The organism is Neorhizobium sp. T25_27 (genome assembly GCF_002968565.1).
In the GTDB taxonomy this organism is placed as follows: Bacteria; Pseudomonadota; Alphaproteobacteria; order Rhizobiales; family Rhizobiaceae; genus Neorhizobium; species Neorhizobium tomejilense.
Genome location: NZ_PVBJ01000010.1, coordinates 1 through 25,313, shown reverse-complemented (window position 1 = coordinate 25,313; position 25,313 = coordinate 1). Strand labels below are relative to the sequence as shown.

Below are 25,313 nucleotides of genomic sequence, written 5' to 3'. Positions count from 1 at the left end.
AAACGTGATCTCACATGCCATGTGAACAGGGCATGAAGGGTGTCACCCGTCATGCGCCCGGGCGCCGCTGCAAGTCAATTCGCAAGTGCTGGATAATGCGGCAATTTTACCGTTTTTGTGTGGCGTGATTAATATCGCGCAACTCCCCGATCCCGGTCGGGTAAGTAGACTTACTTGTTCTTCGCAAGTAGTTCCTTGACCAGCGCGTCGGTGATCTTGCCGTTCGGTTCCTGGCCGACCGAGGTCTGGAAGGCCTTGATGGCGGTCACGGTCTTGGCGCCCATCTTGCCGTCGGCGGTGCCGGCGTCGAAACCGCTCTTGTTCAGGATCGCCTGGATATTGCGGATCGCCTTTTCCATGTCGACCGAAGCCGTGGTGAGCGGCTTGCCGGAGGCCCATTCGTCCGGGAGATTGATGGAGTTGGCCTTCGGATCGAGCGGCTTCACCTTCCACTGGTCGACCTTGGCGCGGGCGCTTTCGAGCTGTTCCTTGCGCATGGCGTTGGCCACTTCGTCGCGCTTCTGGGCGGCGTCCTTGTCGCCTCCCTTGGCCGCGACCGCGAACCACTTGTAGGATTCCTCGAGATCCTGCTTCACGCCGTTGCCGCGGGCAAGCAGGATGGCGAGGTTGAACTGGCTGTCGGCGACGCCGAAGTCAGCGGCCTTGGCGAACCAGGAGACGGCTGCGGCATAGTCCGGCTGGCCGGCGGCGCCCGAAGCCTGGAGCACGGCGAGATTGTGCATGGCGCTGGCATTGCCGGCATCGGCGGCCTGCTTGTAATAGGTCATCGCCTTGGTCAGGTCGCGGGAAACGCCCGTGCCTTTTTCGAAGAGGTTGGCGAGCCGGTATTGCGCCGGCGCCAGGCCGCGGTCGGCGGCGAGCTTGTACCAGTTGGCGGCCTCCGAGAGATCGCTCTTCACACCTTTTCCGTCGGTAAAACGAGCGCCGATCTCGAAAAGCGCGTTCGGGTCGCCGGCAGCGGCCGCGTCGGCAAGCGACTTCGGTTCGATGCCGACCGGAACCACGATCGCGGCCGGAGCCTCGGCCTTGGGCACAGCCGCGAAGCTGTTCTGGGCCGGAAGCGGGTTGCCGGCAGGCTCCATCACGGAGGGCTGGCCCGTTGCCGGGCGCGGATCGGTCAGATGGTTCGCCATCGCGGGGGCCGGCGCTTGTTCGACGGGTCGCGTCGGTGCGTCGGCGATATCCGCGTCGCTTTCGGCGCCGTCGGTCGCAGCCTGATCCTCGACGGCCGGGATCCCGTTGCTGCCGCTCATATTGGCCGGTGCGGCCGGCCGTGCGGGGGCCTCGATCGTCGGGGCCGGTGCCGCGGGAGCCTTCGTGCCGCTTGTCAGCGTCTTGGCGAGCGGCATCGCCATCAGCACCAGAAGCACGGCGCCGACGGCCATCAGGATCGGACGGCGATGCTGCGAAAGCATGGCGCCGAAACCCTTGTTGGCGGAGGCCTTGGCGGCCTTGCGCAAATCCTTGGAGGGCGAACCGCCCTGCGAAGGATCGGTTTCCTGGGCAGCGGCCTTGGCAGCGCGGCGGGCGGCCGCGATATAGTCGGCGCGTTCCGCGGCGCTCGTCCGGTCGGTATCGAATTCACCGGCGACCTGGCTGGCGCGAACCCGCTCGAGGATCTTCTTGACGTCGGGTGCGCCGGAGCCGGGCTCCAGAAGGTCGTTTTCGCGATCCGCCGGCAGCACGTCGGAGGGGTCGAGTGGCGGCGTCGGCTCGATCACGGTGCGGCCACCCTTCGGCGCCTCGCCCTTGCCGCCGGGCAGGAAGCGGCGGGAAAGCTCGGTCAGAAGGCTGGTCTTGGCGGGCTTTTCGCTGGCGGGATTGCCCTTGGCGGCGGTTTTGGTGTCGGCATAGTCGGCGCGAAGCACCGTTTCGTCGGAGGATGCTTCTTCCGGGGCTTTTGCACGGTGACCGAAGGTCGCTGCCGGCTGTTCGTCCGCCTCGGCCTCCGCCAGCTCGTAGCGCATCAGCTCTTCGGCTGCAGCGACGGAAAGCTGCGCGGCCGCCGGCATGGCCGGGGCAGGGCGGGTTTCGTAACGGGCCGGTTCTTCGTGATGGCGATCGCGCTCCGCATGAGCGGAGGCGACGAGCCGTTCTTCCATGCCGTCCAGGCGGTCGGCGATCTGCACCAGCGTGCCGTGCAGGGCTTCGAATGTCTGGTGGGTGCGGTCGTCCGAATGCCGGGTCAGGTCTTCGAGATGGCGAAGGTCGTCGGCAAGCGCCGAAAGTGCCGCCATGTCGGCGGCGGCGCCCGGCGTGCCCGCCATGCCGTTGCGCGAATAGGCTTCCACCACCGTCTCGGCCGCCTGGCGGGCGGCCTCGATGATGTATTCGTCATTGGTCGCCATATAGCTTTCGAGCGCCGTCATGCGGTTTTCGAATTCGGCGGGAAGGGTGCCGGCACCTTGCTGCGGCTGGCTGATCAGCACCGAAAGATGGGCGATCTGGTCTTCGAGACTGCGGAGCGCGCCGTCGTCGCCGCGCGGCGACGCCGTGGCCTCGTCAAGCCGGGCGGCAATGTCAGTCAGCCGGTCTTCGATCCGCCCGAAGGCGTTTTCGTCGATCGCCGGCTGGGCCGGCGGCTGATAGGCGATTTCCTCGATCCGGCGGGCAAGATAGTCGAGCCGTTCGGCGAGCACGTCACTGACGCTCCCCTGCTCAAGGCCGTCGATCTTGCGGGAAATATCGGCGAGGTAGGCTGAAAGGTCGGGGTCCTGGGAAGGTTTCTGGGCCTGTTCCAGGATCAGCGAAAGCTGTTCGAGCCGTTCCTCCAGGCGCATCGCGGCCTGCTCGTCGGTGAGTTCCTCGATGCGGCCGGTCAAGGCCTCGATGCGGGCGGACAGCGCTTCCGTCGGATCGAACTGGGCATGGGTCGCTTGGCTTATCGCATCGATCTGGTCGGCAAGCGCGCTGATCCGTCCGTCCAGCCGCTGCAGGAAGGATTGGTCGATCGAGGCCGAGGCCGAGGCGCGGCTGCCGGCGGCAATCGCGCGGCTGATCTCGTCCAGCCGCTCGTCCAATGTCGCGAACTGTTCGGCAATGACCGAATCGTTCGGCTGCATGCGCGAGCCGAGCTGTTCCATGGCGCTCGCCACCGTGATCAGCTTCTGTTCGAGCGCCCGGATCACCGGGCTGTCGCTCATTTCACCGAGCTGGCCCTTGATGTCGTCGATGCGGTAGGCGAGCGAGACGAGCTCTTCGCGCAGGGCCGTGGAGTCCAGCCCGTGCATGCGATCTTCGAGACCCTGCCAGCGGGTTTCCATCCGCCGCACGGAATCTTCGCGGGCGAGGCCGTCCATGACGGCGCGCAGTTCCTCGAATTCGTGGCGCAGGCCGGCGGCCTCCGGCGTCGCCTGGTAGCCGAGCTGGCTGATGCCTTCGGCAAGCCGGGCAAGGTCGCTGCGCAGGTCCTCGGTGAAATGCTGGTCCTCGGCGATGGATTTGATCGAGCGGATTTCGGAGCGCAGCGCCGTCATTTCGCGCGCGACGCTGTCGGAAATATCCTGCTTCAGCTCCTGGCGCAGGCCGATCAGCGCCTGGGCGATGTCCCGCATGCCATTGTCGACCTGCGGCGGCGGTGCCGGCATGCGCGGCTGTGCGGCCGGGCGACGGGGTTCTTCGCGGCGCGGCGCCGGCGCGATGGGGCGCTGTTCGGTGTAACGGGGCGCTTCCGCACGGACGGGGGCCTGGCGCGCCGGCGGGCGGTAGGCCTCAGGCGGGCGCAGCTCGGTTCGGCGCGGTTCGGCATGACGCGGTTCTTCGCGGCGCAGATCCGGTGCACGCTGGCGCTCGGGGCGGGCGGCACGGTCGCGGCTGGCCTCGAGCATGCGCTGGCGCTCGCGGATCTGGGCGAGCGGATCGCTTGCAAGCGGCGGTTCGCGATAGGCAGGAGCCGCGGTCGGCCGGCGCTCCTGGCGCGGCTCGGCAGGCTTCGGCGCGCGGCTGTCGCGTGCGGTACCAGACATCAACCCCTCGATACGCGCCTCGAGCCCTTCGATGGTGCGGTTCAACGCATCCAGGGAAGAGCGGTCGCCGGGACGGGAAGGGGTCGGTCGTGATCCGTTCATGTGCTCGCTCGTTTCGACGTTGTACCTGCTGGCTCTCGTACCGGCCTTGTTTCAGGGATAGGATGATCCCCAAAGGGTCGTATATTAGAAATGCCTTGCGCAGGACTGCCATTTCAGCGGACGCGGGACGTCTTGGTGATAAATGCACTGCGTCGCTTAAGAGCCCACTATTTCGCGAGACGTGGTAAACAAGTCGTTAACCCGGACGAAAATTTTAACCTTTTCGATGTCTTTGGCGGCTTTGCGATGATGACGTTGCGCCTGCCGCCTCTATCTTCCGGCTTTCCCATCCAGCCTCGCAACTGTTCGGTCCGTTAAGACTGTGCCCGGGACGGAGGTATGGCGGCGGTGTAGATCGCCGAAGTTCCCGTCGTCGCAATTGACGTTTACGCGAACGTCAATTATTTGTGGTAGGAGGAATACGGATCCTGCCGTGAGCCATGGGCCACGAGGCGGATCCGGAAGACGAGGATTTGGAGGAAGCTCGACCATGCCAGTGTACAAGGCCCCGGTGAACGACACGCTGTTCATTCTCAACGATGTGCTCGGCATCGAGCGCTACGGCAATCTGCCGGGCTTTGCCGATGCCACTCCGGACATGCTGGAAGCGATCATCGGAGAAGCCGCCAAGGTGGCCGAAGACGTCCTTTTTCCGCTGAACCTCTCCGGTGACCAGGAAGGCTGCACCCGCCATGACGATGGCACGGTCTCGGTGCCCAAGGGTTTCAAGCAGGCCTATGACCAGTATTGCCAGGCCGGCTGGATCGGCCTTGCCGTCCCGGAGGAATTCGGCGGCCAGGGCCTGCCCTACACGCTGCATGCCGCCGTCGGCGAATATATGTCGTCGGCCAACATGTCGCTGATGATGTATCCGGGCCTCACCCAGGGCGCGATTGCCGCGATCCTCGTGCATGGTTCCGAAGAACAGAAGAAGACCTACCTGCCGAACATGGTCGCCGGCACCTGGTCGGGCACGATGAACCTCACCGAGCCCCATTGCGGCACGGATCTCGGCCTTCTCCGGTCGAAGGCGGTGCCGCAGGCCGACGGGTCCTACAAGATTTCCGGCCAGAAGATCTTCATCTCCGCCGGCGAACACGGCATGACCGACAATATCGTCCATCTGGTGCTTGCCCGCATCGAAGGCGCGCCGGAGGGCACCAAGGGCATCTCACTCTTCATCGTCCCGAAGTTCATGGTCAATGCCGACGGGTCGCTGGGCAAGCGCAACGGCGCTACCTGTGGCGCGATCGAACACAAGATGGGCATCCACGGCAACTCCACCTGCGTCATGAACTATGACGAGGCGACCGGCTTCCTGATCGGGCCCGAGAACAAAGGCCTCGCCGCCATGTTCGTGATGATGAACGAGGCGCGCCTCGGCGTCGGCCTGCAGGGGCTGTCGATTGCGGAGACGGCCTATCAGAATGCCGTCGCCTATGCCCGCGAGCGCATCCAGGGCCGTTCGCTGTCGGGCGCCAAGGCGCCCGACAAAAAAGCCGACCCGATCATCGTTCATCCGGACATCCGCCGTACGCTGATGACCATCCGCGCCTTCAACGAGGCCGGCCGCGCCTTCCTGCTGTGGACCGCGCTGAAATCCGACATCGCCCACCGCTCGCCGGATGCGGCCGAGCGCCAGAATGCCGACGATCTCCTCGGCCTTGCGACCCCGATATTGAAGGGCGTGATGACCGACAAGGGTTTCGAGCATGCCGTCATGGCCCAGCAGGTCTTCGGCGGCCACGGCTATATCGAGGAACACGGCATGAGCCAGTATGTCCGCGATGCCCGCATCACCATGATCTACGAAGGCGCCAACGGCATCCAGGCGCTCGACCTCGTCGGCCGCAAGCTGGCGCTCAACGGCGGCCGCGCCGTGATGGCGATGTTCAAGGAGATCGGCGATTTCTGCGAGGAAAACCGCGCCGACGAGAACATGGCTCCTTTCACCAAGGGTCTCAAGAAGGGCTTGAACGACCTGCAGGCCTCCACCATGTGGTTCATGCAGAACGCCATGGCCAAGCCCGACAATGCCGGCGCCGGCTCGACCGACTACATGCACCTCTTCGGGATTGTGACGCTCGGCTACATGTGGGCCAAGATCGCCAAGGCAGCCCAGACCGGACTTGCCGCCGGCGACGCCCGCGCCGACTACCTGAAGAACAAGCTGGTGACGGCGAAGTTTTTCATGGAAAAGATCATGCCGGAAACCGCGATGCGGAAAGTCCGCATCGAAGCCGGCGCCGACAGCGTGATGGAACTGGCCGCCGACGCGTTTTGATTTTGCGCCGACGCGCTCCCTCCCCCTTGTGGGGAGGGCTGGGGAGGGGCTTTCCTCCCATGTCCGAGATTTGAGGCAATATAAATTGCCACCCAGGGAGATGACACCATGACCGAAGTCTTCATTTACGACCACGTCCGCACGCCGCGCGGCCGCGGCAAGAAGGATGGGGCGCTGCACGAAGTACCGTCCGTGCGGCTCGCTGCCAAGACGCTGGAAGCGATCCGCGACCGCAACGGCCTCGACACGTCTTATGTCGACGACATCATCATGGGCTGCGTCGATCCGGTCATGGATGCTGGCGCCGTCATCCCCAAGGCCGCCGCCTTCGAAGCCGGTTATTCCACCAGGGCGCCGGGCATGCAGATCTCCCGTTTCTGCGCCTCGGGCCTCGATGCGGTCAATTTCGCGGCCGGCAAGGTCGCGGCCGGGTCCGACGACATCGTCATTGCCGGCGGCGTCGAGTCGATGTCGCGCGTCGGCATGGGCATGTCCGGCGGCTCCTGGTACATGGACCCGTCGGTCAATTTCCCGGCTTTCTTCATGCCGCAGGGCGTCTCGGCCGACCTGATCGCCACCAAATACGGGTTTTCCCGCGACGACGTCGACGCCTATGCCGTCGAGAGCCAGAGGCGCGCGGCCAAGGCCTGGGACGCCGGCTACTTCAAGAACTCGGTCATTCCGGTCAAGGACCAGAACGGCCTGACCATTCTCGACCGCGACGAGCACATGCGCCCGACCACCGACATGCAATCGCTGGCCTCGCTCAACCCGTCGTTCCAGATGCCGGGCGAGATGGGCGGTTTCGAAGCGGTCGGCATCCAGGCCCATCCGGAAATCGAGCGGATCAATTATGTCCACCATGCCGGCAATTCGTCGGGCATCGTCGATGGTGCCGCGGCCGTGCTGATCGGCTCGAAGGCCGGCGGTGAAGCCATGAACCTGAAACCGCGCGCTCGCATCCGCCACTTCGCCAATATCGGCTCCGACCCGGCGCTGATGCTGACCGGTCCGGTCGACGTCACCGAAAAGCTGCTCGCGCGCTCGGGCATGAAGATCTCGGACATCGACCTCTTCGAGCTCAACGAAGCCTTCGCCGCCGTGGTTCTGCGCTACTGCCAAGCCTTCGAGATTCCCCACGACAGGATCAACGTCAACGGTGGCGCCATTGCCATGGGCCACCCGCTCGGCGCCACCGGCGCGATGATTTTGGGCACCGTCCTGGATGAGCTCGAACGCCGCGATCTCAACACCGCGCTGGTCACGCTCTGCATCGGCGCCGGCATGGGCACCGCGACGATTATCGAACGGGTCTGATCTGCCGGCAAAGCAAGAGGCACGCGGCATGTATGAGAGCCAGAAGAACGACGTCGAGAAACAGTTCGCCCAGCATAACCTGGCGAAGGACATGGCAAAGGCGCACGAAAAGGCCTCGCTCCCCGTTTCTGCGGGCCATGTCCGGTCGCTGAAGCTCGGTAATCTCGTTCTTCTCGTCGTTCTGCTCCTTCTCGTCGGCTGGCTTTGCCTCGCATTCGGCGTATTCTGAATTTCAGGGAAGAGGAAATCCCATCATGAGCACCTACAAGAACTTCACCGTCGAAACCGACGCGGACGGCATTGCTCTCGTTACCTGGGACATGCCGGACAAATCCATGAACGTCTTCACCATGGAGGTGATGGACGAGATCGACGCGATCGTCGACGCGACGGTCGCGGATGCGGCCGTCAAGGGCGTCGTGTTCACGTCCGGCAAGTCGTCCTTCTCCGGCGGCGCCGATCTGACCATGATCAAGTCGATGTTCTCGATGCTCGCCGAGGAACAGGCAAGGGACCCGGCCACCGCCGCCCAAAAACTGTTCGATGCCGCCGGCCGCATGTCGTGGCTGTGGCGCAAGGTCGAGACCAACGGCAAACCGTGGGTTTCGGCGATCAACGGCACCTGCATGGGCGGCGCGTTCGAGCTGTCGCTCGCCTGCCATGGCCGCGTCGCCGCCAATTCCAAGTCGGTGAAAATCGCGCTGCCGGAAGTCAAGGTCGGCATCTTCCCGGGCGCCGGCGGCACCCAGCGCGTGCCGCGGCTCGCCAACGCCCAGGATGCCCTGCAGATGATGACGACGGGTTCGTCGCTGACCGCCCAGCGTGCCAAGGCCATGGGCCTCGTGCACCAGGTCGTCGAGCCCGCCGAGCTGATCAACGCCGCCAAGCAGATGATCAAGGACGGCTTGAAACCCGTCGCCCCCTGGGACGAAAAGGGTTTCAAGGTCCCCGGCGGCGGCATCTGGACCCCGGCCGCGGCCCAGCTCTGGCCGGCCGCCCCCGCCATCCTGCGCCGCGAAAGCGCCGGCAATTACCCGGGTGCGCTCGCCATCCTGAAATGCGTCTATGAAGGCCTGCAGCTCCCCTTCGATACGGGCCTCAAGGTCGAGCAGCGGTATTTCACCGAGATCCTGCGCACCACCGAAGCGTTTTCGATGATCCGCTCGCTGTTCGTCTCCATGCAGGAACTCGGCAAGGGTGCTCGCCGCCCGGCCGGTATCCCGAAGACGGAATTCTCCAAGATCGGCGTCGTCGGCGCCGGCTTCATGGGCGCCTCGATCGCCTATGTGACGGCCGCCGCCGGCATTCCCGTCACCCTCATCGACCAGACACAAGAAGCCGCCGACAAGGGCAAGGCCCATTCCGAAAAGCTGGTGGCCGATCAGGTCGGCAAGGGCCGGATAACCAAGGAGGAGGGCGAAAAGCTGCTGTCGCTGATCACCCCGACGCCGGATTACCAGACGCTGTCGGATGCAAGCCTCGTCGTCGAGGCGGTGTTCGAGGATCGCGCTGTCAAGAAGGCGGTCATCGAGGCGGTCGAAGCGGTCATCCCGCAAACCACCATCTTTGCCTCCAACACCTCCACCCTGCCGATCACCGGCCTCGCCGAGAATTCGAAGCGCGCCGACCAGTTCATCGGCGTGCATTTCTTTTCGCCGGTCGAAAAGATGATGCTGACCGAGGTCATTCTCGGCGAAAAATCGGGAGACAAGGCGCTGGCCGTGGCGCTCGATTTCGTCGCCGCGATCAAGAAGACCCCGATCGTCGTCAACGATACCCGCGGCTTTTATGTCAACCGCTGCGTCTTCCGGTATATCAACGAAGCCTATGACATGCTGACCGAGGGCGTGCCGGCGGCGATGATCGAAAATGCCGCGAAAATGGCCGGCATGCCGGTCGGTCCGCTATCGCTCAACGACGAGGTCGCCGTCGATCTGTCCCAGAAGATCATGAAGGCCTCGATCGCCGATCTCGGCCCCAATGCGGTCAAGGCGGAGCACATGGCGCTGGTCGACCAGATGGTCGACGTGTTCGACCGTCGCGGCCGCAAGAATTCCAAGGGCTTTTACGAATACCCGGCCAAGCCCGCCAAGAAATTCCTCTGGCCCGAGCTAAAAACCCTCTACCCGCAGAAAAAGGCCTCGGAGGTCGATGTCGCCGTCCTCAAACAGCGCCTGCTGGTGACGATCGCGCTCGAAGCCGCCCGCACCGTCGAGGAAGGCATCGTCACCGATCCGCGCGAAGCCGATGTCGGCTCCATCCTCGGCTTCGGCTTCGCCCCCTATACCGGCGGCACGCTCTCCTACATCGACGGCATGGGCGTGAAGAACTTTGTCGCGCTCTGCGAAAAACTGGCCGCAAGCTGCGGCCCGCACTTCAAGCCGACGCCGCTCCTGAAGGACATGGCGGCGAAGGGCGAGACCTTTTACGGGCGGTTTGACCCCTATGCGAAGGTGGGGGAGGCGGCGTAAGGCTGCGAACAGGCGTTCCAAGGACAGGCTGGACCCGGCAGTGCTGGTCGTATCATCGAGCTGCGGCGTCTGAGGAACCAGGCACCCAATGCTCGTCGCCGTTGGCGGCTGCGTGGATGCATTAGGCGCACTCTTTGGCGAAGATCAACCCCGTGCGCCTTTTGTACCGATAGGAGGCAAAATTGCGCTCACGGCATATCTAGCGTGGTTCTCGCGGTAGAGGCTTCCGGCCGCCATGTCCTGTGCCACCGGGATCCCTCATTGCCGTGTCCCACGCCGGCTCGAGAGACTATCGCTTTGCTCCAGATGTCTCGATCTTCTCGGCAAGCCAGATCTTGATCAGCGACTGGTATGGGACATCACGCCTGCCAGCGGCGACCTTGATCTGTTCCAGAAGCGAGTTGGGCAGACGCAATGAGATTGACGTGGACGACGGCTTCAGGTTCGGCAATCGCACTTTGGCTGCCTTGCTCCAGTCGACATGATCGGCGGAATCATTGTGTTCCCAATAAGCCCGCTCTTCGGCTTCCGTACTGAAGTGCGGCACGGGATCAGGCCTCCTGCTCATAATAGCTCCGCTCCTTCCGGCTCATATCCCGGGCGGAGATCACCCGGATTCTCGTTTCGTTTGCCCGAAGCGTGAAGGTAATATGGAGCAACCTTCCGTCATCGGTGCGACCAAGCGCATGAATGCGCTGCTCTGAAAAACTATGCCTCAGATCGGGCACCATCAGCAGCGGTTCGTTAAAAAACACCTGCTCGGCTTCGCTCTGGCTTACGTCGTGTTTGTCGGCACTCTTGCGGGCATTTCCTTCGTCCCACTCGAATCCGGCAATCCGTTCCCAATCGATCATCGATGTATATTGCCATAATATACGCTGAGTTCAAGACAGGAGGAGAAATGAAGGAGGAAGATGCTTTTCCAAAACCGGATCCTGCGCCCCGTTGGTGCTTAACGGCGGTATCAAAATCCATGTGGCCAATAGCTATGTATATGACGATAAAGAAATAAATATAGCAGAAATCGAGCTGTGCGAGAAAGTGTGCGTGTGAGGCCAGCGTAGTCTTACCGTTTCTTGTCCCAGGTTTTGCGTGCCCGCATGAGAAATACCCCACCATTGCTTGCCGAGCCTTTGGAGACGTGGTGCGGATGATTTGTTCTCGTCAGCACAGCATGCCGGGCGGAGGATATCAGGCAGCTATCCCTTGCCTCACAACATATATGCATCCTCAATACTGACCTGCGCGTGAGCGAAGTCTGGCCGGATTGACGAGCGCCCGCTAAGTGCGGGAGAAGTGTCCCCAAGACCTCGAGCAACTGCGTGATCTAAGCTTCGCTACTGGTATCGTCCGATTCCTATGTCAGAGACTTAAGGTATCGCAGGTGATCTACTGTCTCGCCATCAACTATCAGCAGGCAGACGAGCTAACGCTTGCTCCGGCCAATTCTAAAGAACTTCGACCTGGTGTAAGCCACTGAGATACAGCCGTCCGGGATGAGGAATGCTAAGCGAGACTGAAATTGCTGAAATGAAAGGTCGAATCGATGAAGTGCTCTCAAACGAGATTCTGACAGATTGGCAGAGGCGCTTTCTAAGCGATATTCGAAATAAGATCAGTCGCTACGGGATTCGAACCAGGCTCAGTGACAAACAGCTTTCCATGTTGAAGCGCCTTACGCAGACGCCAACGGAACGGCCGAACCTTGGGATTGTTGCTGACAATCCGCGACCTGAGCCGTATCCACCGTCGCCGCGTGGCCCATCAAGAGTTCAGCGCCCACGCGGGCGAAATCCTCTGCACCGCAACCCCTTCCGCGTCAGCAATCCATTCCGTCCCCGTTATCTCTTGCGGCCCCCGCGTGCGTTCCGCTCAGTGCCCACTCTTGGACGTGGGCTCACGCTCGGTTCGTTGGTAATGGTGATGATCGTTGGTTTTCTCGGAATCTTTTTGGCCCCTGATGCGACCACCGAGGACATTACGCTCAAGAGTTCTTCCGTCGCGCCGCAGCCCGGAGCTTCGGCGAAGCGGGGTGGTGCAAATTTCTCCATTACTGACGGGGATACGATACGTCTGGATGACGGGACTCGGGTTCGTTTGGTAGGCTTCAACACGCCAGAGAAGTTCGAACCGCGATGCTCCCGTGAGGCCGCGCTTGGAAACAGGGCAACCGAGCGTCTCAGGGAATTGGTGGCGACGGCAACCTCAACCGATGTGAAGCTTGTTGCCTGTGCATGTGCGCCTGGGACCGAGGGCACCAAGAAGTGCAATCATGGTAGGAGTTGCGGGACGCTTAAGGTGAACGGCCGCGATGTTGGGCAGACCTTGATCTCTGAGGGCCTAGCCGTTCCTCTTGTCTGTGGCGCAAACGGATGTCCGCCGACACCACGTCCATGGTGCCGTTAAACCACGTTCCAAAAGCCAACTTCGCACGCCGTTCCCAGGTCACCTACGATTTGGGGAAGGTGGCACCCCGGCAAGCCTCCGGCGATTAAAGAAGTTGTCTATATGGGTCCGAAACGTCTTGCCGTCGAATAGGCCATAGGAAATCCAGCCTGAATTCGTAAAACGCCCATGCCAGATGCGCACAGAGCTGGCTCGGCCAAGATCGCGGGCGAGGCGGCTCTTGTGCTTTGTCGCGTGAATTTCTTGATGGGCCAACGTGGCGTAATAGCGTTCGGCATCCCTGAACGTCTCGACGAATGGCATCTGCACCCGGTCAACGCTTTCGGAATAGAACGCCCGGTTGCCGCCATGGCCAACCTCGATGCCGGTAGCAGCAAAGAAGGCCTCCGCATCCGCATGCGCTGCACCGGATCAAGGATCGCCAGCGCCGGTCGGGTGTACTGTTCCGGCAATCCCTCGATCTGCTCGACGTTAAAGACCGTGTATCCCTTTATGAAGGGAATATCGCGCTCGACCTCTTCCCCGCTCGCCTCGTCGGCCTCGCTGCGGTGAAGCGTGCTGGCATAGACGACAAGGCTGCCCTGTTCGCTCTTCCTGACATGCCCGCCAAGTTCCGCGCACTGCTTCTACGTCATCCAGATCGGCGCGGCATACCCTTTTGTGACCGCCTCCGACTAGAGCATGATCGTGTTGATGCCGCGATAGGCAACACCGTTTGCCCGCAAGGGCCTCGTGATCCGGCCTGCCGTATGTTCTGCGTTCCATGGCTGCATCCACGGCCTGACGCCTTTTTCCAGTTCGGCGACGATGTGGTTGGTGATCTTCTCGTAAATGTCCTGTTTCATGGGAAAGCCTCGCCTGCGAAGCAGGCAGGTCAAGCCTTTTGCCAATCTTACCGGATACCGGTGCCCTTAAGGTCCAGAACGAAGGTGGTCGGGTTGTCTTCGGCTGGGCGATCTGAGAGTGGCCGGGCGTGTATCTCGGAGCTGAGCATCATGCCGTTCATGAAGATGCCGCAGGAAATTGACTGGATGTTACGCCCACCCAGTTTCCCGACATCACTCATCGCCTTTTTTTGAAGATCCCACTGCATTCTATGATTTCGAAAACGAAGGAGTGCGCCACGATAATCATCCTCTTGCACTCGCCCATGCCCCGTTAATCCAGGCTCTTTTTGACAATGCGAAGAGGCACAATGGCCTGATGAACACGCTGCGTGGCGTTGGGCAGATCCAGGTGACACCGGAGCTCAGCAGGCGGATAGAACTTCTGCAAGCGGAAAATGCCCGCATCAGCTACCAGCTGGCGATAAGGTATACGAAGAGAAATGACCGTTGTTTTTGCGGAAGTGGCAAGAAATTCAAGCATTGCCACGGCGGGATCGCGGGGAGGTAGTCGGTGGATTGATAGACGATGGATACGGGACTGCAGGGGGGCGAAATCTCTTCCCTCAGGCGGCTTTCACGACGCCCGTATAAGATACCATCTCACCGTCTTCGATACGGATTGCGGCTCGCAAACCTCGCCGCCCTGCAACGGAAAATACCAGGCGATCGTCCGTCTGCTCGATTAACTTGAGAATATGCCCCTCGGCGTCCTGAAGATTCGTGCTTTCAAAACCGGCGTCGGTGAAACCGTGCGCCGCGAGGAATGCCACGTTTCGGCGTTCGATTCCGATGCGGTGCGCCTTGGCCCGGCGGCTCTGGAGGCCCCAGAGGATGCCGACCAGAGAAAGGACACTCACTGCAAGGAATCCCCAGCCAACCGCCGCATTTGATGCCGAATGCTTATCTTCGAAGATCAGGGCCGCGGTCATGACTAAGCCTCCACCGACGACAATCATCACCAAGGAGCCGATCAGGTTCACGAAGAAGAAATAAAGGGCGCTACGGCCGATACCCATGAAGAGGTTGCGCCAACCGAATACAAGCAGGCCCGCCCCTATGGCGACGAACAACAACGGATTCTTCTTCGCTGATCTGTACACATCACGCCCGAAGCTGGCACCGAATCCTGTTGTCGCTGCCCGTGCGATATCTGCAATCATGTCATTCGCCCCCTATCACCACAATGGAAAATAGGCGGTGTAAGTTGCGATTTGGTTCATGATTCATGGGCATTTCTGGCCTGAACCGGTTTCAGCCTATGGGTCGCCGTCCGACGCCGGTTTTTAGGGGGTCGAGGCGCAGGTGCCTGCGGAGATCTGGCTCGCAAAACCTTAAACTCTATTTGGAGTGCCAGACGGCACCGTGCGTTCCGCAGACGCCGTTCGGCGTTAAAACAGTGCTGAAAGGTCGCGCCGACCATCCACCACCCGCACGATTTCGACCATATGGATATTGCCCTCGTCAGTGTCCGGCAGGGTCTCATAGAGGATGACATAAGGCGCTTCGACCAGCATCCGGGCGGTACGGAAGATTTCCGGATGGCGCTCGCCCAAGCGAGGATGCTCGATCAGCATTTCCGCCTTGTAGCGGAAATTGGCGAAATACCGCTCCGCGCTGCGGGGCTGGTCTTTGCCGATATCGACGTAGATTTTCTTGACGTCGGCACGGGCCTTCGGTGTCCAAACAAGTCTAGCGGGCATCGGTCGCGGCAGACAGTTCCTCGCGCGCTTCATCCAGCGCAGCGTCAAAATCCACGTCGATAGCGGGACCGCTGGCCTTGCCCTCGTTCCACATGGCTCGCAGTTTGGCGATATCCTCACGCTTCTGCATCCATTTGGCCGACCAGTCGCGCATGGCTTCGCGGACGACTTCGCTTCCGCTGGCATAAGCGCCGCTTTTGACGGCATCGCGTAACAGCTCGGCGTGCTGCGGTGTCATCGAGACGCTGACTTTTTCAACATTGGCCATGGTTGACCTCCATCCGCTTATGGTAGTAATTATTACCACCAACTGACAGCGCCGGCAACAATTATGGAAGGCTGGCTTAGGTTGACCGTTCTTCACTATCGCCACCTACTGCTGCATGCTCGGTAGTGAAGTCCTTTCAGTCCAGACCGTGTGCAGGCGGGACGCTTGCCAGAGGTAGCCGTCGGAACGCTAGTCTTCAGCATGGATCCAACAATTATTTGGGCGGAAGAATGGTTGGCGGCTCACGCCTATCGCGTGTTGAGCCTACCGAAGTTGATCCGTGCTGTACCGGGGCAAAAATCCATCGCTTCGAAACGGATCGGGGAAACATTTACCTAAAATGGAGCGCACCGCCTACGCGCGCGAGGCGGTGCTGATGATCCATCTGGCCGCGCCGTTTCCAGCCGATATTCTTCCTGTCTTGGCGTTAAACCAGAGCATGGGCACACTTCTTATGCCCGATAGTGGTGAGCCTTTGCGTGGCAAGCTAAAGGAATCGTATGATCTACAAATTATAGGCACCCTCCTCAATCGATATGCCTCTATCCAGCGCACCTTTTCGTCGCAATTGGACCCGCTTTTCATGCTGGGCCTGGATGACTGGCGGATGGCCGTGTTTCCCGATCTTTATGACAATCTGGTTCATGACGACATCCTGCTAAAGCGGGAAGGACTGGGCACTGCCGAAATCGAGAAATTGCAGGGGAACGGAGAAAGGGTCCGTCGTCTATGTGCACTCCTTGCCGCCTCCCGGCGCGCTTCCCCAACGCCGTTTTTCCTTCTATCTTCCCCGCATTCGCAAATCTCAGGTTGCAGGAGGGGTCATGTTTGGAGAGGTAAAATATCGTCTGGGTGGCTTGCTGGCCCTGGTTGTCGGCGCGGCCGTGGGGTGGTCGGCCATATGGCAGCCGCTTCAGCAGGCGAATTTGGACGCCGACACCGTCACATGGATGCCGCGCGTCGTTGTTCTGCTGGCGGTGTGCGCGGTTTTCGGCCTCTATTTGCTCTTCACCGGCAACCGCTATCCCTATCGCGATGTCGAGCGCAGCACGTTGACGACGGCGGGGTGGATCTTGTTTGCGATCATCGCCGTGGCTGCGGTCACCGGTTTCTTCTGGATGGACATGACGTTGAGGTCGCTCGGCTACCACTGATCGCGCCAGGCGCCGGGGCTTGTCATCCGACCGCCACCCCGCCAATCTTCCAACCCAACGAGCAATGGCTGCCATCTGGATCGGCAGTTCGCCAACCGGGAGCCGCCCATGGACCTTGCCACCGAAGCCGTCGCCTTCACCGATCCCGCGGATTGGGCCTCCTGGCTTTCCGCTCACCATGCCACCTCGTCCGGCGTCTGGCTGAAGATCGGCAAGAAGAATCCGAAGCGGACCCTGATCACCATCGACGAGGCGCTGGACGAGGCGCTCTGCCATGGCTGGATCGACAGCCAGCGCAAAGGCTTCGACGCGACCTCCTATCTGCAGCGGTATTCGCCGCGTCGTGCCAAAAGCCCGTGGTCGAAGCTCAATGTCGATCGGGTGGCAGCGCTGACGCAGGCCGGGCGGATGCAGCCGGCGGGGCTGGCGGAGGTCGAGGCGGCCAAAGCCGACGGACGCTGGGCGGCCGCTTATGCGCCGCAGCGCGAGGCCGGCCTGCCGGACGACCTGCTGGCGGCGCTCGCTGAAAATGCCACCGCCGCCGCAACCTTCGAAAAGCTCGACAAGACCGGCCAGTATGCGGTGGTGCTTCCGCTCCTCAAGGCTAGGACCCCGGAAATCCGCGGCGCGCGGCTCGAAAAGGCGGTCGCGAAACTAGAAAAACCCAAATAGGCGGCCCAAGGCGGCGATTCAAAAAAGAATCTATACCTTGTCCAGGAAATGAGGCCTCCCGATCCGCTTTGGGGCTGATAGCGGAAAGTTCCGCTACGAGCATACGCGGCGTTCATCCAGTGCCTCAAAAGGCTTGGCTACATCAAGAAGATCGCAGCGGTTCGGCGAAAAGCGTGGAAGTCCATTAGCACCGACCGTTCGCATCAGAATTTATCACAGTTGTATATCTTAGGGATATCTCTGGCGATAAATCCAAGGTGACTGCGACGCCATAGATTGATCTTATCGAGACAATGAGAAAAGGGAGCGGGGTGTCCGTATCGCTAATCATGGAGTAGCAAGCGTCGCGCCGTGGTTGTGAGTCGTGGGTAATACGTCACACGCCATCCCGAAATCTCGCGAGTGCAATATTCCCATAGATTGCAGATGTGAATCCGCCTACATCTGCAGGCGCAAACCGTCGGCAACGGCTGCGGGGAAGGGTGCCTTGCACAGGCAAAGAAAACGCTCAGGGGATTGTTTCGCGGCATGGATGGCGTCGTTTCGCAGCAGCTCGACTCCGGCCTCCGTGCGCTGTGCGGCATTGCGGCTTTCTACCGGATCGCAGCCGACCCTCAGCAACTGCAACATGATCTCGCCCTGAAGGGTCGGCCCTCGCAGGCGCTTGATCTGCAGCGTGCCGCCAGGCTGATTGGCCTTAAAGCCCGCCCGGTCGAGAAGGTCAGCGAACGTCGGCTGCGGACAATTCCGGTGCCGGCAATCGTGCGGGTGAAAGGCGGTGCTTTCCAGGTGCTTGGCGGCCTCAATCCCTCCGGAAAGTACCGGCTGATTGATCCCGTCACGCGGGTCGATCGGGAAATCGAGCCAGAGGACATCGCATCGGAGATCGGAGGGAGTGTCCTTCTCGTCGGGCGGCGGCTCGGCGGCGAGGGCTCGGATCCGCGGGAATTCGGGTTCAAGTGGTTTGTGCCATCCATCTGGCGATATCGAAAGCCGCTGGCGCATGTTCTGCTCGCCTCGCTTTTCGTGCAGATATTCGCACTGGTGACCCCGCTATTTTTCCAGGTCGTCGTCGACAAGGTCCTGACGCACAAAGGCTACTCGACATTGTTCGTGCTGGTGGCCGGCATCGCCATCATCGGCCTCTTCGATGTCGTGCTTCAATATCTGCGGACTTACGCGCTGGCCCATACGACCAACAGGATCGACGTCGAACTCGGTCAGCGGCTGTTCCACCATCTATTGCGGCTGCCGCTTGGCTATTTCGAGACCCGGTCCGCCGGCCAGACGGTGGCACGTGTCCGCGAGCTCGAGACCATCCGCGCTTTCCTGACCGGGCAGGGGCTGTTTTCGGCGATCGACCTTCTGTTCACCTTCGTCTTCATCGCGGTGCTCTTCGCCTATTCCTGGAAGCTGACGCTGATCGTGGTTGCCGCGATCCCGATCTATATGCTGATCGGCATGGTCGTGCGTCCGCCGCTGCGGGAGTTGGTCAAGGAGAAGTTCAATCGCGGTGCCGCTAGCCAGCAGTTCCTCGTCGAAGCGATCGTCGGCGTCCACACCGTCAAGGCTTCAGCCGTCGAGCCGATCATGCAGGCGCAATGGGAAGAAAAGCTTGCGGCCTATGTACGGACGGCTTTCGATACCACGCTGCTCAGTGCCGGCGGCCAGAACGCCATCCAGTACGTGAGCAAGCTTTCGACGGCGGCCCTGCTGCTTTTCGGGGCCAAGGCGGTCATCGACGGTGAACTTTCGGTCGGCTCGCTCGTCGCCTTCAATATGATCGCCGGTCAGGTGACCCAGCCGGTTTTGAGGTTGTCGCAGCTCTGGCAGGATTTTCAGCAGGTGCAGATCTCCATCGACCGCCTTGGCGACATCCTGAACACGCCGATCGAACGGCACCCCGGCGCCCGCATGGCGCTTCCGCCACCCAAGGGTATGATCCAGTTTCGCAATGTCACATTCCGCTACCGGCCCGGTTTGCCCGAGGTTTTAAAGAACATCTCTCTCGACATTCATCCCGGCGAGGTCATCGGCATCGTCGGCGCCTCCGGTTCCGGCAAATCGACCCTCACCAAGCTCGTCCAGCGCCTCTATATCCCGGAAGAGGGACAGGTGCTGCTCGACGGCGCCGACCTCTCGCAGCTCGACCCGGCCTGGCTGCGCAGCCACATCGGTGTCGTGCTGCAGGAGAACCTTCTCTTCAATCGGACGATCCACGACAATATCGCCTTCTCAAATCCTGCGATGCACCGCGCCCAGGTGATCGCCGTTGCCAAGCTCGCCGGCGCAGACGAATTCATCACCCGGCTGCCCCAGGGTTATGACACGATGATCGAGGAGCGGGGCGCCAACCTTTCCGGCGGCCAAAGGCAACGCATCGCGATTGCCCGAGCTCTTGCGACGAACCCGCCGATCCTGATCTTCGACGAGGCGACCAGCGCGCTTGACTATGAGAGCGAGCGGGTCGTCCAGACGAACATGCACCAGATCGCTCGGGGCAGGACGGTGATCATCATCGCACACCGGCTCGCCGCCATCAGGCCGTGCAGCAGGATCATCGGCATTGCGGATGGGCGGATTGCCGAAATGGGCAGTCATGAGGAACTGCTCAAGCGTCCGGACGGGCTTTATGCGCGGCTTTGGGCCCTGCAGAACGACAGGGGCGGGGCATGAGGAAAGCGCCCGCCACGACCGCCCGATATGCCGACCTTCCGATGAGGCCCGCAGAGCGGTCCGATCACGAGTTCCTGGCGCCCGCTCTGGAAGTCCTGGAGACGCCACCCTCGCCGGTGCGCATGGCGCTGATCCTGATCATTTGCGCCTTCACCGCAACGGCTTTGGTCTGGTCCTATGTCGGCCGCATCGACATTATCGCTGCCGCCCACGGCAAACTCCAGCCGACCGGGCGCGTCAAGGTCGTCCAGCCGCTGCTGACCGGCAAGGTGAAGGAGCTTCCGCCGCCAAACGGTACCCATGTCGAAAAGGGCGATATCCTCCTTGGGCTCGATCCGACCGATGCCATTGCCGATGAGACGGATGCGGCAAAGGGCCTGGCGTCCATGCGTGCCGAGGTCCGGCGCCGCAAAGCGATCGTGGATCATGTCCATTCGCGCGTGCCGAACGCGCCGTTGCCGATGATCGACTGGGACGCGGATGTGCCCGATGAGCTGCGCCGGAGGGAAGACGGCATTCTCCGGGGAGATCTTGAACAACACCAGGCCGCAGTCGCCTCGCTTGCGGCTCAGAAGCACCAGAAGGAAGTGGAACGCGATCGTCTGAATGTGACGCTTGCGGCTCAGAATTCCCTGGTCGAAACGCTGAACGAGCGCGTGACGATGCGTAGCGCACTCGCGTCAAAGGATGCCGGGACGATGGCAAGCGTCATCGACGCGACGGAAACGCTGAAGGAGCAGGCGACGCAGCTTGCAATGCAGGAGGGCCGGCTTGCCGACGCCGTGGCAAGCATCGAGGTCTTTGCGCGGGAGAAGGACAGGGTAACGCGGGCGTTTCTAAGCGACCACCTCGCGCGACTCGGCGATGCGGAGCGTCGGGTCGAGGAGCTTGAGCAGCGCCTGACGAAGGCAAGAAATTCGCGGGAGCAGATGACGCTGCGCAGCCCGATTGCCGGCACGGTACAGGCATCGTCGATCACCAGTGTCGGGCAAGTGGTGAGCGTCGGTCAGGACGTCATGCGCGTCGTGCCCGAGGGCAGCGCACTGGAACTCGAGGTCTACGTCTTGAACAAGGATATCGGCTTTATCAAGCTTGGCCAGGAGGCCGTCGTCAAGCTCGAAGCCTTTCCCTTTACCCGCTATGGCACCATCCCGGCCCGTGTCACGAAAATTGCGGCGGATGCCATTCCGGAACCCGACGCCGCGCGCCGTGAAGGCGATGCCGCAGCAAGGCTTGCGGGGAGCGTCTTCGGCGGCGCCGAAAGAATGCAGAACCTGGTGTTTCCGGTGACGTTGAGCCTGGATGCCGACCGGGTTTCGGCGGACGGACGCGAGTTCAAGCTCAGTTCGGGCATGTCGGCGACCGCGGAGGTTCGCACGGGAGAGCGCCGGATACTCGAGTATGTGTTTTCGCCGCTGGTTGAGGTCGCGGAGGAAGCGATGCATGAACGATGAACCGCTTGCGGCTATACCGGCAACTCGCGCTACCGGCCCCGAGCACCATTCTCCTCAGGTCGCGATCGAACAGGGAAAAGCGGTGGACGCAACGGCGTGTCGTGGAATGTACTGAGACTTAAGTGCCGCCCTTTGGAAAAGGACATGTAATGGACCTTTCGCTCCCTTGGCCGTTTGGACCCGCATCAATCGCGATGCTCTGTGCCGCGGCATTTTTCTATACTTTATCTCTGTTCAGATCGATGCCGACGGGAGTGGTGCTGCTATCTGCAACTATAATTTGCTCATTTTGCGTATCAATAGCGCTCCTTGTGTTTGGATCCGAGCCTAATATTCGTGAATTCTCGGTTGCCTCTCTTTCGGCTTTTCTTCTTTTGGTGTTAATGGTAAATATGTCAGGAATCTACTCGAAATTAAGGTCAGCACCAGTTGAAGAATTGACTTCAACAATAGTAACTAGACTACTTCTAATTTTTATTCCACCGTTGTTTGTTTGTTTCGCGATTTACAAGTACAGGCAAAGGGATTGCGTTGATAAAAACTGCAGAGTCGCAAGCTATGTACTTGGTGATAAGAACTATGATATTATATATTACTTTTGGGCCTTCGGGCTTTCGTCAGTGTTAATTTGGATATGTTCGATGCAGATTCTGGAGCTTATTGCACGAATCCGTAACCTCACTCGAATCGGGAACTAGGATATGTAGTCCACTGGTTCCCCAATAAATGCTTCGGCCGCTCACCTGGAGCACAGGGAAGCTGCATAACCCATGATCGAGTAGAATAGCAGGCAGGGATTTTATGACGGGCATTATCACTTCCACAAAGAATGTGCCTTTGACCGGAGATCAGAAAATCGACGGGCTTATCAGCGGCTACGCGTGGGACGGTACGATAACCTATGCGTTTCCCACCAGCTCGACCTCGTACTCGTATAGTGGAGAGAGAGATTTCGGTTTCTCCTCGATTTCTTCGCAGCAGCAGGCTGCTGCCTTGATCCTCATGGAACAATCCTATGGAAACACGGCGAATGACGGTTTCTCCATAGAAGGATTTACCAACGCCGATTTTGTGGTCGGAGACGTAAACACTGCAACGGTGCGATTTGCTCAGTCATCCGACCCTGATCTTTCGACGGCATGGGCCTATTTTCCCAGCACCGGCAGCGCCGGCGGCGATATCTGGTTCGGGACGGAATATGCTGGCACTAACGATGATTATCGGTTTCCGGAGTTCGGCAACTATGCGGGACATACGTTGGCGCATGAACTGGGTCACGCTCTGGGCCTGAAACATGCTCATGAACCGGACAGCAATGGCAATCCGAAGATCGTGCCGAGCAGTTACGATTCTCTCGAATATACGATCATGACCTACCGCACATATATCGGAGACGTTCCGAACGGCTACGAATACGAGCAGAATAGTGCGCCACAGAGCTTCATGATGCTCGACATCGCCGCTCTGCAGGAAATGTATGGCGCGGACTATACGACCAACGGTGACGATACCACCTATAAGTGGAATCCGAATGAGGGCGTTACCTATGTCAATGGCGTCGCGGCCATCACGCCCAATGCTAACAGGATATTCGCAACGATCTGGGACGGCGGCGGCGTCGATACCTATGACCTGAGCGCCTATACCACCCGGCTTAGAATCGACCTGAGAGCCGGGGGCTACTCTTTCTTTTCCCAAGCCCAGTTGGCCGACCTGGGCGGTAGCCTGAACAATGGTTATGCCCGCGGTAACATTTTCAACGCGCTGCTTTATCACAACAACCTTGCGTCGCTGGTCGAGAATGTTCAGGCAGGCTCCGGCCACGACACGATTGTCGGCAACGAAGTAAGCAATACCCTTTGGGGTAACGGCGGAAATGATTCGCTTGGCGGCGGTGCAGGCGACGACACGTTGATTGGAGGCGCTGGTTCCGACTCGATGTCGGGCGGGGTGGGCGACGATCTCTATGTGGTCGATATCGCGACCGACATTGTGATCGAGAACCTGAATGGAGGAACCGACACCGTCCAGACAGCGATTGCAAGTTATGCGCTCAGTGCCAATGTCGAGAATCTCACCTACACCGGCATCGGCAACTTCTCGGGCACCGGCAATGTGCTTGCCAACACGATCACCGGTGGGGCGGGCAATGACACGCTGAGCGGCGGGGCCGGCGCCGACACGCTGATCGGCGGCAGCGGCGACGACACCTATGTGGTCGACAACGTCGGCGATATCGTCACCGAAAACGCTGATGAAGGCACGGATACGATAAAGACCGCACTCGCCAGCTACACGCTGGCGGCGGTCGCCGATGTCGAGAACCTGACCTATACCGGCGTGGCGGCATTCACCGGGACCGGCAATGGCCTCGACAACACGATCCGGGGCGGCGCGGCCGCCGATATCCTCGACGGCGGCGCCGGCGCCGACACGTTGATTGGCGGCGTTGGCAACGACACCTACATCGTCGATGACCTGGACGACATCGTTTCCGAAGCCGCCAACGCAGGCACCGATCTGATCAAGACGGTGCTTTCCACTTATGAATTGACCAGTATCGCCCATGTCGAGAAGTTGACCTTCATTGGCGCCGGCGACTTTGTGGGGACCGGGAATGCTCTGGCGAACGTCGTTTCCGGTGGTTCCGGCAATGACACGCTGGATGGCGGGACAGGCGCCGACGCGCTGATCGGTGGCACCGGCGACGATACCTACATCGTCGACATCGCCACCGACGTGGTGACGGAGCTGGCAAACGAGGGCAGCGACACGGTCCAGACCGGACTTGCCGCGCTGACGCTTGCCGCCAATGTCGAGAACCTCGTCTATACCGGCAGCGGCAACTTCGCCGGCACCGGCAATGTACTTGCCAACACGATCACCGGCGGCACCGGCAATGACACGCTGAACGGCGGGGCTGGCGCCGACACGCTGATCGGCGGTCTGGGCAACGACATCTACGTCATCGACAACGCTGCCGACGCCATCGTCGAGAGTGCCGCGCAGGGCGCCGACACGGTGCAGACGGCACTGGCGAGCTACACGCTTGCCGACAATGTCGAGAACCTGACCTTCACCGGGGCGGTGGCCTATGCCGGGACGGGCAATGCCCTCAGCAACGTCATCACCGGCGGGGCTGCCGTCGACACGCTGTCGGGCGGCGGTGGCGACGACACGCTGGACGGCAAGGCCGGCGCCGATGTCCTGATCGGCGGCACCGGCGACGATACCTATATCGTCGACAATGCCGCCGACGCCGTCACCGAAAACGCCGACGAGGGCATCGATACCGTCAGGACCGCGCTGGCCAGTTATTCGCTGGCGTCGAGGGCCAACGTCGAGAACCTCAGCTATACGGGGACGGCTGCCTTCACTGGAACAGGCAACGGCTTGAACAATACGATCGTCGGCTCTCTCCTGGCTGCGAATACGCTTGATGGCGGTGCTGGGGCGGATGCGCTGCAGGGTGGTCGCGCGAACGACACGTACATTGTCGACAATGTCGATGATCTGGTGATCGAAGATGTCGGAGGAGGCATTGACCTCATCAAGACGACGCTCGCGAGCTACTCTCTCGTGCAATTCTCGAACGTCGAGAATCTGATCTTTACCGGTGCTGGCAACTTCAGCGCCACCGGCAATTCGCAGAAGAATACCATCATTGCCGGCGCCGGCAATGATACCCTTGACGGTGGCGCCGGCGCCGACACGTTGGTCGGCGGGCTCGGCAACGATATCTACATCGTCGACATGGCGACCGATGTGGTTACGGAGGCAGCCGGTGCCGGCACGGACGAGATCCGGACGTCGCTCGCTACCTATTCGATTGCTGCATTGGCGAATATCGAGAATTTCACCTACACGGGATCTGAAAACTTCACCGGCACCGGCAATGGGCTCGCCAACACGATCACCGGTGGGGCGGGCAATGAC

Annotated in this window: 20 protein-coding genes and 1 pseudogene; 11 read left to right on the top strand and 10 right to left on the bottom strand. The window is 60.8% G+C overall.

The window, feature by feature from the left end:
* Positions 1-170: 170 nt before the first annotated feature.
* A complete protein-coding gene (locus tag C5J24_RS23725; protein WP_105401666.1) occupies positions 171-4,088 on the bottom strand; it encodes a peptidoglycan-binding protein in 3,918 nt (1,305 codons plus the stop codon).
* A gap of 490 nt (positions 4,089-4,578) precedes the next feature.
* On the opposite strand from C5J24_RS23725, the gene C5J24_RS23720 reads away from it, so the two are divergent.
* From C5J24_RS23720 to C5J24_RS23705, 4 genes are all read left to right on the top strand, one after another.
* A complete protein-coding gene (locus C5J24_RS23720; protein ID WP_105401665.1) occupies positions 4,579-6,372 on the top strand; it encodes an acyl-CoA dehydrogenase C-terminal domain-containing protein in 1,794 nt (597 codons plus the stop codon).
* A gap of 108 nt (positions 6,373-6,480) precedes the next feature.
* Complete coding sequence (locus C5J24_RS23715; RefSeq protein WP_105401664.1) at positions 6,481-7,689, top strand: acetyl-CoA C-acetyltransferase; 1,209 nt, start codon at positions 6,481-6,483, stop codon at positions 7,687-7,689.
* A gap of 28 nt (positions 7,690-7,717) precedes the next feature.
* Entirely contained in the window at positions 7,718-7,918 is a 201-nt protein-coding gene (locus tag C5J24_RS23710; RefSeq protein WP_105401663.1) for a hypothetical protein, read from the top strand.
* 25 nt (positions 7,919-7,943) lie between these two features.
* A complete protein-coding gene (locus C5J24_RS23705) occupies positions 7,944-10,160 on the top strand; it encodes a 3-hydroxyacyl-CoA dehydrogenase NAD-binding domain-containing protein (protein ID WP_105421466.1) in 2,217 nt (738 codons plus the stop codon).
* Positions 10,161-10,449: 289 nt separating this feature from the next.
* On the opposite strand, the gene C5J24_RS23700 is transcribed toward C5J24_RS23705, so the two are convergent.
* From C5J24_RS23700 to C5J24_RS32725, 3 genes are all read right to left on the bottom strand, one after another.
* On the bottom strand, positions 10,450-10,728 hold the full coding sequence (locus C5J24_RS23700) for a BrnA antitoxin family protein (protein ID WP_105401661.1): 279 nt from the start codon (positions 10,726-10,728) through the stop codon (positions 10,450-10,452).
* A complete protein-coding gene (locus C5J24_RS23695; RefSeq protein ID WP_105401660.1) occupies positions 10,712-11,014 on the bottom strand; it encodes a BrnT family toxin in 303 nt (100 codons plus the stop codon). Before C5J24_RS23695 ends, C5J24_RS23700 begins: the two co-directional genes overlap by 17 nt.
* Before the next feature lie 1,591 nt (positions 11,015-12,605).
* Positions 12,606-12,929, bottom strand: coding sequence for a zincin-like metallopeptidase domain-containing protein (locus tag C5J24_RS32725; protein WP_371674821.1), 324 nt, complete (start codon positions 12,927-12,929; stop codon positions 12,606-12,608).
* Here C5J24_RS32725 and C5J24_RS32720 point away from each other — a divergent pair.
* On the top strand, positions 12,813-13,118 hold the full coding sequence (locus C5J24_RS32720; protein WP_371674825.1) for a hypothetical protein: 306 nt from the start codon (positions 12,813-12,815) through the stop codon (positions 13,116-13,118). The two genes, C5J24_RS32725 and C5J24_RS32720, sit on opposite strands and share 117 nt — an antisense overlap.
* Here the strand turns inward: C5J24_RS32720 and C5J24_RS32715 are convergent.
* Positions 13,100-13,411 (bottom strand): annotated as a pseudogene (locus tag C5J24_RS32715) (ArdC-like ssDNA-binding domain-containing protein); the annotation flags it as partial. The gene C5J24_RS32720 and the pseudogene C5J24_RS32715 sit on opposite strands and share 19 nt — an antisense overlap.
* A 47-nt stretch (positions 13,412-13,458) precedes the next feature.
* Positions 13,459-13,659 carry a hypothetical protein gene (locus tag C5J24_RS23680; protein ID WP_105401659.1) on the bottom strand — a complete coding sequence of 67 codons (201 nt, stop codon included), beginning with the start codon at positions 13,657-13,659 and terminating at the stop codon, positions 13,459-13,461.
* Between the two features lie 110 nt (positions 13,660-13,769).
* On the opposite strand from C5J24_RS23680, the gene C5J24_RS32710 reads away from it, so the two are divergent.
* Positions 13,770-13,961 (top strand): SEC-C metal-binding domain-containing protein, encoded by a 192-nt coding sequence (locus C5J24_RS32710; RefSeq protein ID WP_172724120.1) that lies wholly within the window; start codon positions 13,770-13,772, stop codon positions 13,959-13,961.
* Positions 13,962-14,016: 55 nt separating this feature from the next.
* On the opposite strand, the gene C5J24_RS23670 is transcribed toward C5J24_RS32710, so the two are convergent.
* The 4 genes from C5J24_RS23670 to C5J24_RS32045 form a co-directional block, all read right to left on the bottom strand.
* Positions 14,017-14,613, bottom strand: a complete 597-nt coding sequence (locus C5J24_RS23670) for a hypothetical protein (RefSeq protein WP_172724119.1) — start codon at positions 14,611-14,613, stop codon at positions 14,017-14,019.
* 228 nt (positions 14,614-14,841) lie between these two features.
* Positions 14,842-15,153, bottom strand: a complete 312-nt coding sequence (locus C5J24_RS23665) for a type II toxin-antitoxin system RelE/ParE family toxin (protein WP_105421464.1) — start codon at positions 15,151-15,153, stop codon at positions 14,842-14,844.
* Positions 15,143-15,421 (bottom strand): type II toxin-antitoxin system ParD family antitoxin, encoded by a 279-nt coding sequence (locus C5J24_RS23660; RefSeq protein WP_105401655.1) that lies wholly within the window; start codon positions 15,419-15,421, stop codon positions 15,143-15,145. The genes C5J24_RS23665 and C5J24_RS23660 overlap by 11 nt, the downstream gene beginning before the upstream one ends.
* Before the next feature lie 505 nt (positions 15,422-15,926).
* Positions 15,927-16,067: a hypothetical protein gene (locus tag C5J24_RS32045; protein WP_172724118.1), complete on the bottom strand. Its 141-nt coding sequence runs from the start codon at positions 16,065-16,067 to the stop codon at positions 15,927-15,929.
* A 178-nt stretch (positions 16,068-16,245) separates the two neighbouring features.
* Here C5J24_RS32045 and C5J24_RS23655 point away from each other — a divergent pair, with 178 nt between their 5' ends.
* The 5 genes from C5J24_RS23655 to C5J24_RS23635 all read left to right on the top strand — a co-directional run.
* On the top strand, positions 16,246-16,575 hold the full coding sequence (locus C5J24_RS23655) for a hypothetical protein (RefSeq protein WP_105401654.1): 330 nt from the start codon (positions 16,246-16,248) through the stop codon (positions 16,573-16,575).
* A 108-nt stretch (positions 16,576-16,683) separates the two neighbouring features.
* Entirely contained in the window at positions 16,684-17,247 is a 564-nt protein-coding gene (locus tag C5J24_RS23650; protein ID WP_105421462.1) for a YdeI family protein, read from the top strand.
* A gap of 528 nt (positions 17,248-17,775) precedes the next feature.
* On the top strand, positions 17,776-19,923 hold the full coding sequence (locus C5J24_RS23645; RefSeq protein ID WP_105421460.1) for a type I secretion system permease/ATPase: 2,148 nt from the start codon (positions 17,776-17,778) through the stop codon (positions 19,921-19,923).
* Positions 19,920-21,377: an HlyD family type I secretion periplasmic adaptor subunit gene (locus C5J24_RS23640; RefSeq protein WP_105421458.1), complete on the top strand. Its 1,458-nt coding sequence runs from the start codon at positions 19,920-19,922 to the stop codon at positions 21,375-21,377. The genes C5J24_RS23645 and C5J24_RS23640 overlap by 4 nt, the downstream gene beginning before the upstream one ends.
* A gap of 801 nt (positions 21,378-22,178) precedes the next feature.
* A partial coding sequence (locus tag C5J24_RS23635; RefSeq protein WP_371674785.1) for a M10 family metallopeptidase C-terminal domain-containing protein occupies positions 22,179-25,313 on the top strand: 3,135 nt, incomplete at its 3' end.